The sequence below is a fragment of the Enterovibrio litoreus genome (assembly GCF_045679545.1).
In the GTDB taxonomy this organism is placed as follows: Bacteria; Pseudomonadota; Gammaproteobacteria; order Enterobacterales; family Vibrionaceae; genus Enterovibrio.
In genome coordinates this window covers 863826-877281 of record NZ_CP166194.1, presented here as the reverse complement: position 1 = coordinate 877281, position 13456 = coordinate 863826, and the positions used below count along the sequence as shown (strand labels likewise).

12 protein-coding genes and 8 tRNA genes are annotated in these 13456 nt (G+C 48.1%); 14 read left to right on the top strand and 6 right to left on the bottom strand.

Annotation, left to right across the window (positions count from 1 at the left end):
• The first annotated feature begins 40 nt into the window (after nt 1-40).
• Nucleotides 41-1915, top strand: a complete 1875-nt coding sequence (locus AB8599_RS03790) for a methyl-accepting chemotaxis protein (RefSeq protein ID WP_407332465.1) — start codon at nt 41-43, stop codon at nt 1913-1915.
• 124 nt (nt 1916-2039) lie between these two features.
• Here AB8599_RS03790 and kdsA read toward each other — a convergent pair whose 3' ends face one another.
• The 6 genes from kdsA to hemA form a co-directional block, all read right to left on the bottom strand.
• A complete protein-coding gene (gene kdsA / locus AB8599_RS03785; protein ID WP_407332464.1) occupies nt 2040-2894 on the bottom strand; it encodes a 3-deoxy-8-phosphooctulonate synthase in 855 nt (284 codons plus the stop codon).
• Between the two features lie 13 nt (nt 2895-2907).
• The gene (locus tag AB8599_RS03780) at nt 2908-3717 is read right to left on the bottom strand and encodes a SirB1 family protein (protein WP_407332463.1); all 810 of its coding nucleotides are present in this window, start codon (nt 3715-3717) and stop codon (nt 2908-2910) included.
• Nucleotides 3718-3719: 2 nt separating this feature from the next.
• The gene (locus AB8599_RS03775) at nt 3720-4103 is read right to left on the bottom strand and encodes a SirB2 family protein (RefSeq protein ID WP_407332462.1); all 384 of its coding nucleotides are present in this window, start codon (nt 4101-4103) and stop codon (nt 3720-3722) included.
• Between the two features lie 83 nt (nt 4104-4186).
• On the bottom strand, nt 4187-5032 hold the full coding sequence (gene prmC / locus AB8599_RS03770) for a peptide chain release factor N(5)-glutamine methyltransferase (protein ID WP_407332461.1): 846 nt from the start codon (nt 5030-5032) through the stop codon (nt 4187-4189).
• Complete coding sequence (gene prfA / locus AB8599_RS03765; RefSeq protein ID WP_407332460.1) at nt 5032-6120, bottom strand: peptide chain release factor 1; 1089 nt, start codon at nt 6118-6120, stop codon at nt 5032-5034. Before prfA ends, prmC begins: the two co-directional genes overlap by 1 nt.
• A gap of 14 nt (nt 6121-6134) precedes the next feature.
• Complete coding sequence (hemA, locus tag AB8599_RS03760; RefSeq protein ID WP_407332459.1) at nt 6135-7394, bottom strand: glutamyl-tRNA reductase; 1260 nt, start codon at nt 7392-7394, stop codon at nt 6135-6137.
• Nucleotides 7395-7706: 312 nt separating this feature from the next.
• Between hemA and lolB the strand changes: the two genes are divergently transcribed.
• The 13 genes from lolB to AB8599_RS03695 all read left to right on the top strand — a co-directional run bounded on the left by lolB (nt 7707) and on the right by AB8599_RS03695 (nt 13344).
• Entirely contained in the window at nt 7707-8315 is a 609-nt protein-coding gene (gene lolB / locus AB8599_RS03755; RefSeq protein ID WP_407332458.1) for a lipoprotein insertase outer membrane protein LolB, read from the top strand.
• A gap of 11 nt (nt 8316-8326) precedes the next feature.
• The gene (ispE, locus tag AB8599_RS03750; protein WP_407333169.1) at nt 8327-9202 is read left to right on the top strand and encodes a 4-(cytidine 5'-diphospho)-2-C-methyl-D-erythritol kinase; all 876 of its coding nucleotides are present in this window, start codon (nt 8327-8329) and stop codon (nt 9200-9202) included.
• A gap of 42 nt (nt 9203-9244) precedes the next feature.
• Nucleotides 9245-10192 (top strand): ribose-phosphate pyrophosphokinase, encoded by a 948-nt coding sequence (locus AB8599_RS03745; protein WP_026024034.1) that lies wholly within the window; start codon nt 9245-9247, stop codon nt 10190-10192.
• A 202-nt stretch (nt 10193-10394) separates the two neighbouring features.
• Entirely contained in the window at nt 10395-10985 is a 591-nt protein-coding gene (gene pth / locus AB8599_RS03740; RefSeq protein WP_407333168.1) for an aminoacyl-tRNA hydrolase, read from the top strand.
• A gap of 26 nt (nt 10986-11011) precedes the next feature.
• Nucleotides 11012-12103, top strand: a complete 1092-nt coding sequence (gene ychF / locus AB8599_RS03735) for a redox-regulated ATPase YchF (protein ID WP_407332457.1) — start codon at nt 11012-11014, stop codon at nt 12101-12103.
• 238 nt (nt 12104-12341) lie between these two features.
• Nucleotides 12342-12418, top strand: a tRNA-Met gene (locus AB8599_RS03730).
• A 28-nt stretch (nt 12419-12446) separates the two neighbouring features.
• Nucleotides 12447-12531, top strand: a tRNA-Leu gene (locus AB8599_RS03725).
• Nucleotides 12532-12589: 58 nt separating this feature from the next.
• A tRNA-Gln gene (locus tag AB8599_RS03720) sits at nt 12590-12664 on the top strand.
• A gap of 11 nt (nt 12665-12675) precedes the next feature.
• Nucleotides 12676-12752, top strand: a tRNA-Met gene (locus AB8599_RS03715).
• 80 nt (nt 12753-12832) lie between these two features.
• Nucleotides 12833-12917, top strand: a tRNA-Leu gene (locus AB8599_RS03710).
• A 77-nt stretch (nt 12918-12994) separates the two neighbouring features.
• A tRNA-Leu gene (locus AB8599_RS03705) sits at nt 12995-13079 on the top strand.
• A gap of 70 nt (nt 13080-13149) precedes the next feature.
• A tRNA-Leu gene (locus AB8599_RS03700) sits at nt 13150-13234 on the top strand.
• 35 nt (nt 13235-13269) lie between these two features.
• Nucleotides 13270-13344 (top strand) — tRNA-Gln (locus AB8599_RS03695).
• Nucleotides 13345-13456: the final 112 nt, after the last annotated feature.

Below are 13456 nucleotides of genomic sequence, written 5' to 3'. Positions count from 1 at the left end.
CCTTCCCATGAATTATCGCGTAAGCTGCAAGGAACGTAAGATGACACTCACTCTCAAACAAAAACTCATAGGCACCTGCCTAATTGCCGTTATTGCAATGGCAACGATCCTTTCATTATTGGCGGCTAATCAACTGTCCACGCAAACTCAACAAAGTCTTGAGTATCGCGTCAAAAGCCTGTCTCAAGTGGCGAAAGTGGGCTTCTCCGATTGGCTAGAGACTCACGCAGTGGCGATGTCTGGTTTTATTCAAACCATGCCGCATGGCGATGAAGTCAACGCACTCGAAATGCTTCAATTATCCGCCAAATTTTCCATGACATTCTACGCGCAAACCAATGGCACACTTGTTTTGGCCAATGGTGCAAACGTCGATATCGATCCTCGACAGCGTCCTTGGTACCTTGCAGCAGTCAAAGAAAGCAAAACGATTTTCACTGACCCATACCGTGACGCACTGACAGGCGAAACCATGGTGACAATAGCCACGCCGATCTACAAAAACGGTCAGCTTACCGGTGTGGTGGGTGGTGATATTAGCCTTCGCAAAGTGGTCAGCGATTTGTCGCAGTTTAACTTTGGTGAAAACGCATTTGGTATGCTGTTCAGTCACAGTGGTGCCTTGATAGCGCACAAAAACCCTGCGCTTAACGGCAAGCCCATTACCCAATATAACGCGGCGCTAAATCTGTCACTCGTGCGTCAAGCCGAGCAGAACAGTGATTTGGTACAAAGCACGCTCAATGGCAGCCCAAAAGCCTACTTCTTCACTCAATTACCACAAGCCAAATGGTTTATCGGTATTGAAATGGACATGGAAACGGAACTGGCTGAGCACAACAAAGCCGTCACCACACTGATTCTGACCAGTCTCGCCGTGACGCTAATCGTATTAGTTCTATCAGTGTGGCTGGTGAACGTGCTGTTTCGCGATCTCAATCGTGTAGCGACGGCAATGGCTGAAATTGCCAGCGGTGATGCCGATCTCACTCAGCGCCTTACCCCTCATAGCAACGATGAAGTGGGTCAACTTGCCCATAATTTCAATACCTTTGTCGCCAATATGCACACCATGGTCTCTCACCTGAAGAACGTGGGTGAATCGTTGTCAGAGCAAGCGAATAACGCGGCTGATCAAGCTGGTATTCGAAGTGCACGTATTCGCGGTCAGCAAGATGAAATCAACATGGTTGCCACCGCCATTAACCAAATGGCAGCGGCAACACAGGAGATCGCAGGCAGCGCTGAAAATACCGCGAAGCTATCGCAAGATGCTGTTGGCTCTTCGCAATCAGGGGCTTCCCAGGTTAAACAAAGCCAGCTATCAATTGGTAACTTGTCAGTAGAAGTTGAATCGGCAACGTCTGTTATCGCTGAACTGCAATCGCATACCCAAAGCATCAACTCTATTTTGTCGACCATTCAGGACATTGCAGAGCAAACGAATCTGTTGGCTTTGAATGCAGCGATTGAAGCTGCGCGTGCGGGTGAACAAGGTCGTGGCTTTGCGGTTGTTGCCGATGAAGTTCGTGTGTTAAGCCAGCGTACCCATGATTCAACCCGTGAAATTCAGTCCACCATAGAAACGCTGCAAAGCACCACGCAGTCAGCCGTTAAGATCATGGAAGGCAGCCGTCATCTTGCAACCACGAGCGTTGAAGATGCGAATAGCGCCACCGACAGCTTGTCGCAAATCACGACCTCGGTTTCCACCATCAGTGATATGGCGACACAAATTGCCTCTGCGGCAGAAGAGCAATCTTTGGTAACAGCAGAGATCACGCGTAATACTGAAGCCGTGCGCACGGCTTCTGATGAGTTAGCAAACGAAGCCATCAATGCCACCCAACAAGCGAGCGAGCTGTCACACTTGTCTAAACAGTTAAATGCGGAAATTTCTCGTTTTCATTTGTAAGACACATTGATGCCAGCGCATTAATGCATCTCACGAAAAATCATGAAAAAGCCGGCACAAGCCGGCTTTTGTATTTCATTAGTTTGAGCGCGAGTTTGAGCGCTCGATTATCGAAATAAACGCCTTAGCGAATATCTAGATCATCAAAGCTTTTCACCAGATCATCCAATGCTTTCATTTGCTTCAGGAATGGCTCTAGCTTGTCCAATGGCAATGCAGAAGGTCCATCACAACGCGCGTTGTCTGGATCTGGGTGTGCTTCAATAAACAGACCCGCAATCTTGGTGCCCAAGCCTGCACGCGCCAAATCAACCGTTTGTGAACGACGGCCGCCAGACGCCGCGCCGAGTGGATCACGGCACTGAAGTGAATGCGTCACATCAAAAATGATTGGGCTGCCATTGCTGGCTTTTTTCATTACGTCAAAGCCGAGCATATCAACAACCAAGTTGTCATAGCCCATACATGAACCGCGTTCACATAGAATGATTTGATCGTTACCACATTCAGCAAACTTGTCCACGATGTTACCCACTTGGCCTGGACTCATGAACTGCGGTTTTTTAACGTTAATCACCGCGCCCGTTTTTGCCAATGCTTCAACCAAATCAGTTTGACGAGCAAGGAATGCAGGCAACTGGATCACATCAACGACTTCAGCGACAGGTTGAGCCTGCCAAATTTCGTGCACGTCGGTGATCACTTTCACGCCGAACGTTTCTTTCAGCTCTTGGAAGATTTTCATGCCTTCATCGAGGCCAGGACCGCGATAAGAATGCACGGATGAACGGTTTGCTTTGTCGAATGACGCTTTGAATACGTAAGGGATGCCCAGTTTTTGGGTGACTTCTACGTAATGCTCACAGATCTGCATGGCAAGATCGCGAGATTCCAACACATTCATTCCGGCAAAAAGAACAAATGGATTGTCGTTAGCAACGTTTATATCGCCAATCTGAACTGTTTTTTGTGCTGTCATGCTACATTCCTGATTAATGGAAAATAGGGGCTTCTGCGGTCAATACTTTGACCTGCAGTTTCAATAGCTCAGCGGCCGGATCGTTAGGGCACTGAGCGATAAAGTATTCGTAGTCTTCTGCGGCTACCCAGTCACATTTTAACTGCTGGAAGATATAGCCACGATCTCGAATTTCATACGGGTCATCAGGGCTAAAAGACAGTGCGAGTTCGCTGCAACGCAACGCCATGGCATAGTTTTCTTCTCGCAGTAACGCACTTTTGATCACAGCGAGCCAACGACCAATCAAGGTTGGGTTATCAGTAGGTTCAAGGTGTTCTGGCAACAATTTCGCCATCGATCCTTCTTTACCCACCAGCCAACCGCGCAATACTCGCGGCGATAAGAACTCGCCGTCAAACGGGTTGATATACTGCGCTTCACGATGATGCCAATCTACTTTCAGAATCAGTTGAGTCGGAAAACCAACAGGTTCTAGCGGCAAATCAAGACGATCGGCAAAGAAGATAAAAATGGCGCCCAGACTGACAGGGATGCCTTTACGACGCTTCAGTACTTTCTCGACAAAAGCATTGTCGGATGCAAAGTACTGCTCGAAGTCGCCTTTGAAACCCCACTCCTTGTAGAACAAGCGGAGCAAGCCTTCAAGACGAAGTTCATCGTTAATTTCGCCTGCCAAGAGATGTTCTGCGTCCTTGGCAAGCTGCTCTAGCTCCGCACGCACCCAATGCATGGATGTGGTCGGATCGATAGCGGCATTGAGTGCTAAAGCACCCTCAACCATCGTCAGCGCATCTAATTCCTGATCAGTAAACTCGATCATTATTACCCCAATAACTGCGGTGTTTTGGTGATAGCTAAGTTAGCGGCGGCAAATACCCAACCTAAAGCACCAAAGAAGGCAAAGAGTCTAAACAAGGTGCCCTGACTATAATGCAGAGCCACATAGCCCAGCGCAATATAAGCCAATACACAGGTCAATTTTTCTGTCATCCACACTGCGCTTGGGGTGAAAGGAATAAAGCCCGTCACAAAAATCAGCGCAACACCAGTTGCCAATAGGCCTGTATCAATAATGTGTGGAACGATTTTAACCCACTTTTTCTGTAACATTTTGCTGCCCATCATGAGCCATGCAAAACGAAGAATAAAAAGGCTTACGCTTAAGGCGATAAACAAAAAGTGGGAGTGCTTCAATGCAGCGTACATAATCCGTAATTCTCTATTTCGTTATTGATAGTTTTCTCTGTCAACAATTCACATTGTCAGCAGAACTTGGGGGATAACAGCGATTAATGCGTCGAACGACCTAGCGTAACACGATCTTGCCCCGCATAGTCTTGCAGGGTTTCAACATCGCTAAACCCTGCCTCGGTAAACAATGCTCTCACCGCTTGACCTTGATCGTAACCATGCTCAATCAGCAGCCAGCCATCGCGATCAAGATAGTGAGGGCTGTGCTGGCAAATATGGCGAATATCCGCTAAACCATGGTCATCTGCAATTAATGCCGTTTTCGGCTCAAAGCGCACATCACCTTGCGAAAGGTGCGGGTCTTCGGGATCGATATACGGCGGGTTACTGACAATCATGGTGAAGGTTTGTGCTGGCACTGCACCAAACCAACTGCTTTGCAGAAACTGCGCATTGGTAATGTGGTTTTCTTTCTGATTGCGTTGAGCAAGTGCCACCGCTTCAGGTCGTAAATCCACACCCGTGACTTGAATATCGGGGCGCTCAGCTGCGATAGCCAATGCGATAGCACCCGTTCCCGTACCAAGATCTAGCACTGTTCCTTCGCGCTTAGGTAATCGCTCTAGAGCCAATTCAACCAACCGCTCGGTATCTGGACGAGGGATCAATGTGCTGGGTTCGACATTCAGCCGCAACGACCAAAAATCGCGATAACCAATAATGTAAGCAACAGGTTCGCCCAATTTGCGGCGTTCAATCAGTGCTTCAAAGTCTTTGGTTTCTTGCTCCGACAAAGCTTTGTCCGACCAGGTGTACAAGTAGCTGCTCGGTTTATCAAGCACATGACAAAGCAACACCGAGGCGTCAATCCTCGGTGATGGGCTTTGGTGTTCGGCTAACAAAAGCGCCGCATCACGCAGCGCATGTTCGATACTGATTGGCATTAGTGCTGTTCAGCCAACGCCGCCAATTGGTCTGCTTGGAATTCCTGAACGATTGGCTCGATCAAGCAATTCATATCGCCTTCCATCACTTCATCGAGACGGTAAATCGTCAGGTTGATACGGTGATCAGACACGCGACTCTGCGGATAGTTATAAGTGCGGATACGATCCGATCGGTCACCAGAGCCTAGCAAGTTGCGTCGTGTGCTTGCCTGCTCGGCAGCCAGTTTCTCTTCTTGCGCTTTAATCAAACGCGCTGCCAGTACAGACATCGCTTTGGCTTTGTTCTTGTGCTGTGAACGTTCGTCCTGACATTCCACCACTGTGCCCGTTGGCAAGTGAGTAATACGAATAGCAGAATCAGTGGTGTTGACGTGCTGACCACCCGCGCCCGACGAACGGAAGGTGTCGATTTTTAAATCCGAAGGGTTAATATCAGGGATTTCAGCCTCTGGAACTTCTGGCAACACTGCGACCGTACACGCTGAGGTGTGAACACGACCTTGCGATTCTGTTGCAGGTACACGCTGAACACGGTGACCGCCTGATTCAAACTTCATCACGCCGTAAGCACCATCACCAGAGATCTTAGCAACCATCTCTTTATAACCGCCCTGCTCAGAGCTATTGGCGTTAATGACTTCAACACGCCAGCCTTTTGATTCTGCAAAGCGGCTGTACATGCGGAACAAGTCACCGGCAAATATACCCGCTTCGTCACCGCCCGCACCGGCACGAATTTCCAAGAAACAGTTACGGTCATCGTTAGGATCTTTTGGCAGCAGCAGAACTTGAAGTTCTTCTTCTAAACGTTCGATTTCTGCTTTGGCGGTTTTGATTTCTTCTTGCGCCATTTCGCGCATTTCAGCATCGTCTTCGTCCGCCATTTCTTTAGCCGCAGCCAAGTCTTCTTCCGCTTGCAGGTACAAGTTGAAGCATTTGGTCACTTCTTCCAGCTGGCTGTACTCTTTGGACAGGGCTCGGAATTTGTTTTGGTCACCGATAACACCAGGATCACCCAGTAGATGTTGCACTTCTTCGTAACGCTCAGCGAGCGCTTGTAATTTGGCAAGAATAGATGGTTTCATAGTAAGTTTTACAACTATTTCAGGGGATCCAAACCTAAGCTCTGACGCAGCGTGTCGAGTGTACGCTCGTCGCCATTTCTGGCAGCTTCCTGCATGGCCTGAGTCGGCGCATGGATCAATTTATTGGTCAGTTTATTGCTCAGTTCAGCCAGCACTTTTTGTGGGTCTGCACCGCTAGCCAGCGCTTGTAAGCTTTTACTAAGCAATTCATTTTTTAGTGCTTCAGAATCTGCACGATATTGTTTAATGCTGTCCACGGCGTCGCGTGAACGCATCCAGGTCATAAACCCATGGCTTTCTTCTTCAACAATGGCTTCAGCCTGAACAGCTGCGGCTTTTCGTTGTTCTCGATTGCGTTCAACAATCGAATGTAAATCATCAACGGTATACAGATAGGCGTCATTCAGCTCGCCCACCTCTTCTTCAATATCTCGTGGCACTGCAATGTCGATCAGCAGCATGGGCTGATGACGACGCGCTTTCAAGGCTTTTTCTACCATTCCTTTACCGATAATCGGCAATGGAGCGGCCGTTGAGCTAATCACAATATCTGCCTTGTGCATGTGCTCAGGGATTTCTTCCAACGAAATCACTTTTGCCCCAAAAGCGTCTTCAAACGGCTTGGCTCTTTCACGGGTTCTGTTTGCCACGATAATGTTTTTACATTCGTGCTCGAACAAGTGCTTGGCAACAAGCTCGATAGTTTCACCTGCCCCCACTAATAGCGCGGTCGATGCTTCCAATGATTCAAAAATCTGACGAGCCAGTGAGCAAGCCGCAAACGCAACAGAAACAGCATTGCCGCCAATGTCAGTTTCGGTTCGAACACGCTTGGCTACCGTAAAAGTTTTGTGAAACAGACGCTCTAATGGGCCACTGATCGCATTAAGTTCAACAGAATCTGCATAGGCTTGTTTCACTTGGCCTAAGATCTGAGGTTCACCCAACACAAGCGAATCTAGTCCACAGGCAACACGCATTAAATGCTGTGCTGCAGCTTGGTCATGATGTGTGTATAAACAAGGAAGCAACGCATCACTGTCGAGGCTGTGAAATTCACGAAGCCAATCGACAACAGCACCAGGACTTGGTTGGTCTAACTCGCAGTAGATCTCGGTTCGGTTACAGGTAGATACAATGACCCCACTCTGCACAACCTGCTTTTCTTTCAGCTGGTGTAGCGCATCGCGAAGTTGTTGCGGTGAAAAAGCCACTTTTTCACGCAAATCGACCGTAGCGGTCTTATGATTAATTCCGAGAACTAACAAGCTCATTAAGCAGGGTTACCGACAGCGCCAGGTGAAATCCGAACCGTGGATTTTACGTTATGGGCTCGTCGAATAAAAGATAACATTAGTTTCCTATCTCTGCTAACAGTGAGAAGTGTGACTATTTCGCCCTCAAAGCAAAATTTTCGTCCATTTTTTCAACAACTAATCGTCCATTAAATTTAACGTCTTGGTGAGCTTTATCTATGATGGACCCGTTTACGGGAAATTTCTTGTTCTGTCGCGGATAAGCCACTGATGATTGCCGACAATTATCTGTATAATTATCGGCGACAGCTGCACAAACGGAGTTTCACCATGTCTCGCACTATCAGGCTTGCTCTTACCTTCATGTTGGGTTTTCTCGCCCTTTCAGGATGCTCATCTGTACCTGCACCTTCTACTGAATGGCAAACCCATCAAGACACGCTTACAGAAATTAAAAACTTCACTGCGAAAGGCAAAGTGGCCCTGATCAGTCCAGAACAGCGCGTTTCTGCTAATTTCCTCTGGCAACAAAAAGACGACGAACTCTCTTTGAGGCTAACCAATTTCCTTGGTACCACCCTATTTACGCTCGATGCCACACCAAACATGGCTATTTTGGTGGATAATGAAGGGCAGCGCTACGTGGGTCGAGATGCCGCTAGCCTATTGCAGAAACTAACTGGCATTGCTTTACCCGTTGATGACATGACGCAATGGATAAAAGGCCTGCCTACCGAGCAAAATGATTTCACCTTGGGCGCCGACAATCGTCTGGCCTTTCTAAGTGAAAACAAGGCTGACACCAATCAACCTGGCTGGCAACTTGAATACAGTGCCTATGATGCCAACACCAACAGCTTGCTTCCCGCCAAAATTAAAATGAACCAGAACGTGCAAAAAGTGAATCTGGTGATTTCGGAGTGGATTTACCCGCAATGACACAATCGGCTATGACTCAACAAGCAATAGAAAAATGCCCAAGCACCAGCACTTGGCCTTCACCTGCCAAGCTTAATCTTTTTTTGTATATCACAGGCCAGCGCGAAAACGGCTACCATGATTTACAAACCCTGTTTCAATTTCTCGATTATGGTGACACATTACGTATCACGCCTAATGAATCAGACAGAATCACCCTTTCGCCAGACATTGAAGGGGTCGCCGTTGAGGAAAACCTGATTTATCGCGCAGCCATGTTGCTTAAAGCCCAGTCAGGCTGTGCACTGGGCGCGCATATTCATGTTGAGAAAATTCTTCCCATGGGTGGCGGGCTTGGAGGGGGTTCTTCCAATGCAGCAACTACACTGGTTGCATTGAACCACCTTTGGCGTACCGCGCTATCAAACGATGAACTCGCAAAGCTAGGACTGACGCTGGGTGCCGATGTCCCGGTATTTGTGCGCGGTGTGACAGCATTTGCAGAAGGTGTTGGCGAAGTACTCCAACCCGCCTACGCTGAAGAAAAATGGTATCTGGTCGCAAAACCGGATGTTAGTATCGCGACAGCAAAAATTTTTAGTCATCCTAACCTGACTCGCAACACGCCAAAACGTGCATTAAATGTGCTATTGGCGGGAAATTACGAAAACGATTGCGAAAAGATAGTCAGAGAGTTGTTTCCAAAGGTTGATAAGGCCATTTCGTGGCTGGTAGAATACGCGCCGTCAAGATTGACAGGAACAGGTGCCTGTATTTTCGCGGAGTTCGAAAATGAGGATGACGCCCGTTTAACATTTAACAAATTGCCCGACTGGCTCACTGGTTTTGTAGCTCGTGGTGTGAACACCTCACCGCTCCTAACCACGCTAAAAGCGCAGAAACAATGAGACAGACAAAACTCAATGGATACAACCCCGAGGTTTTCCACCGTGCCTGATATGAAGCTGTTTGCTGGTAATGCAACGCCTGTGCTCGCCCAACGCATTGCGAATCGCCTATATATGTCACTAGGTGACGCTACCGTTAGCCGTTTTTCTGATGGCGAAGTGTGTGTACAAATCAACGAAAACGTACGGGGTAGCGACGTATTCGTTATCCAGTCTACGTGTGCACCTACCAATGACAACCTAATGGAATTGGTTGTGATGATCGATGCACTGCGTCGTGCATCTGCTGGTCGCATCACCGCTGTGATCCCTTACTTTGGTTACGCTCGCCAAGATCGCCGTGTGCGTTCTGCGCGTGTTCCAATCACTGCCAAAGTGATTGCAGACTTCCTGTCTAACGTCGGTGTTGACCGCGTTTTAACGGTTGACCTACACGCAGAGCAAATCCAAGGTTTCTTCGATGTACCCGTAGATAACATCTTCGGTACACCGGTACTGCTTGAAGATATGCTGGCGAAGAAACTGGAAGATCCAGTGGTCGTTTCTCCAGACATCGGCGGTGTTGTACGTGCTCGTGCAACAGCAAAACTGCTGGACGACACTGACATCGCTATCATCGATAAACGTCGCCCACGTGCAAACGTGTCTCAGGTTATGCACCTGATTGGTGATGTTGAAGGCCGTGACTGCATCATCGTTGACGACATGATCGACACCGGTGGCACTCTGTGCAAAGCAGCAGAAGCACTGAAAAACCGTGGCGCGAAGCGTGTATTCGCTTACGCAACACACGCGGTATTCTCAGGTAACGCGCCTCAAAACATCAAAGATTCTGTGATTGACGAAGTGATTGTCACCGACTCAATCCCGCTGAGTGCAGAAATGCAAGCGACGGGTAAAGTGTCCCAGCTGACATTGTCAGGCATGCTGGCTGAAGCCATTCGCCGCATCAGCAATGAAGAATCAATCTCTGCAATGTTCGATTCTTAATCGACACCTTGTTAGAGAAAAACGCCTCGCTTTTGCGGGGCGTTTTTGTTTTACCTGACATCCCAAAGGCAATCTCTTTGCGGCATCATTTTGAGGTCGCTTGCGTATAGTGTTAGGATATGCCGCCTTTAGCGGTGGTCGGGTGACGTCATCTGATCTTGATAGCCTAACTGATGACAATAATTACAACGAGAATCTCACCGTGAGCGACCAAATTCGTCTTTTAGTGGGTCTGGCGAATCCTGGACCAGAGTATGCAAAAACCCGTCACAATGCGGGGGCTTGGGTCGTTGAAGAATTAGCACGTATTCATAATGTGCAACTGAAAGAAGACAAAAAATATTTCGGTTTAACGGCCAGAATCAGTGTGGGTGGCGAGGATCTGCGTTTATTGGTCCCAACCACATTCATGAATCTGTCCGGTAAATCAGTGGCTTCTCTGGCGAATTTCTTCCAAATTAAACCGGAAGAAATCATGGTGGCTCATGATGAGCTAGACTTGCCGCCGGGTGTTGCCAAGTTCAAAAAAGGTGGTGGTCATGGCGGACATAATGGTCTGCGTGACATCATCAGTAAAATGGGCAACAACAAAGAGTTTTATCGTCTTCGCATCGGGATCGGACATCCCGGTCACAAAGACAAAGTAGCGGGTTTTGTATTAACCAAAGCCCCTGCCAATGAACAAAGCCAAATCGAGCAAGCTGTTGACGAAGCCGTTCGCTGTATCGACATTCTGCTGAAAGATGATCTGGCCAAGGCGCAGAACCGCCTTCATACATTCAAGGCGCAATAATATTTTTAACGAAAGGTTACCATCTCATGGGTTTTAAATGCGGTATCGTTGGCCTGCCAAACGTAGGTAAATCAACACTGTTCAACGCTCTGACCAAAGCCGGTATCGAAGCGGCAAACTTCCCGTTCTGTACTATCGAGCCAAACACGGGTGTGGTACCTGTGCCTGATCTGCGTCTGGATGCGCTTGCGAAAATCGTTAACCCACAACGTATTTTGCCAACCACGATGGAATTCGTAGATATCGCAGGTCTAGTTGCTGGTGCGTCAAAAGGTGAAGGTCTAGGTAACAAATTCCTGGCAAACATTCGTGAAACTGACGCGATCGGTCACGTGGTTCGCTGTTTCGAGAACGACAACATCATCCACGTTGCGGGAAAAGTAGACCCTGCTGACGACATTGAAGTCATCAATACCGAACTGGCACTGTCAGATTTGGAAGCGTGTGAGCGTGCCATTCAGCGCCAAGCAAAGAAAGCGAAAGGCGGTGATCGCGACGCGAAAATCGAGATCGCGGTGCTTGAGAAGCTGCTTCCAGTATTGGAAGAGGGCAACATGCTGCGTTCAGTACAACTGACTAAAGAAGAAAAAGCAGCCGTTGATTACCTCAACTTCCTGACCATGAAACCAACCATGTACATCGCGAACGTTAACGATGACGGTTTTGAAAACAACCCATACCTAGACATCGTGCACGCGATCGCTGAAAAAGAAGGCGCTACAGTTGTTGCTGTTTGTGCTGAAATCGAAGGCGAGTTGTCTGAACTAGAAGCAGATGAAGCAGCGGTATTCTTGGAAGAGATGGGCTTGGAAGAACCTGGTCTGAACCGCGTGATCCGTGCGGGCTACGACTTGCTAACCCTGCAAACCTACTTCACTGCAGGCGTGAAAGAAGTGCGTGCATGGACTATTCCTGTGGGTGCAACTGCGCCGCAAGCAGCGGGTAAGATCCACACTGACTTCGAAAAGGGCTTCATCCGCGCAGAAATCATTGGCTATAACGATTTCATCGAGCACAACGGCGAAGCTGGCGCAAAAGTGGCTGGCAAATGGCGCTTGGAAGGCAAAGAATATATCGTCAAAGATGGCGATGTTATTCACTTCCGCTTTAACGTATAGATTTTTTCTCAGCGTTTACACAAATCCCAAAGCTGGCTTCTTGCCAGCTTTTTTCTTTTTAACACCCTTTACTTTCTCGACATTTAGCAGGAATAGATAAGAAAACGTTCCTTCTTGCTCAAAATCTCAGCGAAGGCGACGGATCACTGAAAAAACCAAGGAAAAAAGGTTGACGGGTAGCTAGCTTATTCGCATAATGCGCCCCGCACTCTGGGGCATACCCCAGAGAAAACAAGATGGCTACGTAGCTCAGTTGGTTAGAGCACATCACTCATAATGATGGGGTCACAGGTTCGAATCCCGTCGTAGCCACCATTTTGTTTTCAGTGCCAAGCAATATAGAGCGGAAGTGGCGAAATTGGTAGACGCACCAGATTTAGGTTCTGGCGCCGCAAGGTGTGAGAGTTCAAGTCTCTCCTTCCGCACCATTGCTCTTGTGAAGAGCAAAAGAATTGAAAAGGTCATGCCTTAGAGCGTGATAACTGTTGGGATATCGCCAAGCGGTAAGGCAGCGGCTTTTGATGCCGCCATTCCCTGGTTCGAATCCAGGTATCCCAGCCATTTTTCAGGATGGCTACGTAGCTCAGTTGGTTAGAGCACATCACTCATAATGATGGGGTCACAGGTTCGAATCCCGTCGTAGCCACCATTTATTCGAAGGCGTTTGGCTTTCAAAACAGACTGACACTGTCACGTGTTCAAAAGCATTAGCTTTAGTCTGAAAAATTTGCGGAAGTGGCGAAATTGGTAGACGCACCAGATTTAGGTTCTGGCGCCGCAAGGTGTGAGAGTTCAAGTCTCTCCTTCCGCACCATATATCTTGTTTCTCTCAACGTTTAACGTTGAATAGAAGGTTTCAGACAAGACTAAAAAACTGAAACGACTAGGATTGCGGAAGTGGCGAAATTGGTAGACGCACCAGATTTAGGTTCTGGCGCCGTAAGGTGTGAGAGTTCAAGTCTCTCCTTCCGCACCAATCCTCTTGTTCTTTACTGATGCTTTTGGCAGAATAAAGACGATCAGACAAGGTAAAACTGATCAAAAATGCGGAAGTGGCGAAATTGGTAGACGCACCAGATTTAGGTTCTGGCGCCGCAAGGTGTGAGAGTTCAAGTCTCTCCTTCCGCACCATCTTTAAGCATCACGCTTTCTAGCGTGACAGCAATTGGGGTATCGCCAAGCGGTAAGGCAGCGGCTTTTGATGCCGCCATTCCCTGGTTCGAATCCAGGTACCCCAGCCAATCTTTAAAAGCTCGCTTCTCGCGAGCTTTTTTTGTTTCTGACGTCCGACTTTTGCTCACCATATTTGCTCTTACTTCTTTACTCTCTGCTTCTCTTCGCTCCCACAAGGTT

Excerpts from the sequence above, each read along its gene's own strand:
- kdsA (WP_407332464.1), bottom strand. The coding sequence starts at position 2,894 with ATGACAGCACAAAAAACAGTTCAGATTGGCGATATAAACGTTGCTAAC.
- ispE (WP_407333169.1), top strand. The coding sequence starts at position 8,327 with ATGACTCAACAAGCAATAGAAAAATGCCCAAGCACCAGCACTTGGCCT.
- AB8599_RS03790 (WP_407332465.1), top strand. The coding sequence starts at position 41 with ATGACACTCACTCTCAAACAAAAACTCATAGGCACCTGCCTAATTGCC.
- lolB (WP_407332458.1), top strand. The coding sequence starts at position 7,707 with ATGTCTCGCACTATCAGGCTTGCTCTTACCTTCATGTTGGGTTTTCTC.
- prmC (WP_407332461.1), bottom strand. The coding sequence starts at position 5,032 with ATGCCAATCAGTATCGAACATGCGCTGCGTGATGCGGCGCTTTTGTTA.
- ychF (WP_407332457.1), top strand. The coding sequence starts at position 11,012 with ATGGGTTTTAAATGCGGTATCGTTGGCCTGCCAAACGTAGGTAAATCA.
- AB8599_RS03775 (WP_407332462.1), bottom strand. The coding sequence starts at position 4,103 with ATGTACGCTGCATTGAAGCACTCCCACTTTTTGTTTATCGCCTTAAGC.
- AB8599_RS03780 (WP_407332463.1), bottom strand. The coding sequence starts at position 3,717 with ATGATCGAGTTTACTGATCAGGAATTAGATGCGCTGACGATGGTTGAG.
- prfA (WP_407332460.1), bottom strand. The coding sequence starts at position 6,120 with ATGAAACCATCTATTCTTGCCAAATTACAAGCGCTCGCTGAGCGTTAC.
- hemA (WP_407332459.1), bottom strand. The coding sequence starts at position 7,394 with ATGAGCTTGTTAGTTCTCGGAATTAATCATAAGACCGCTACGGTCGAT.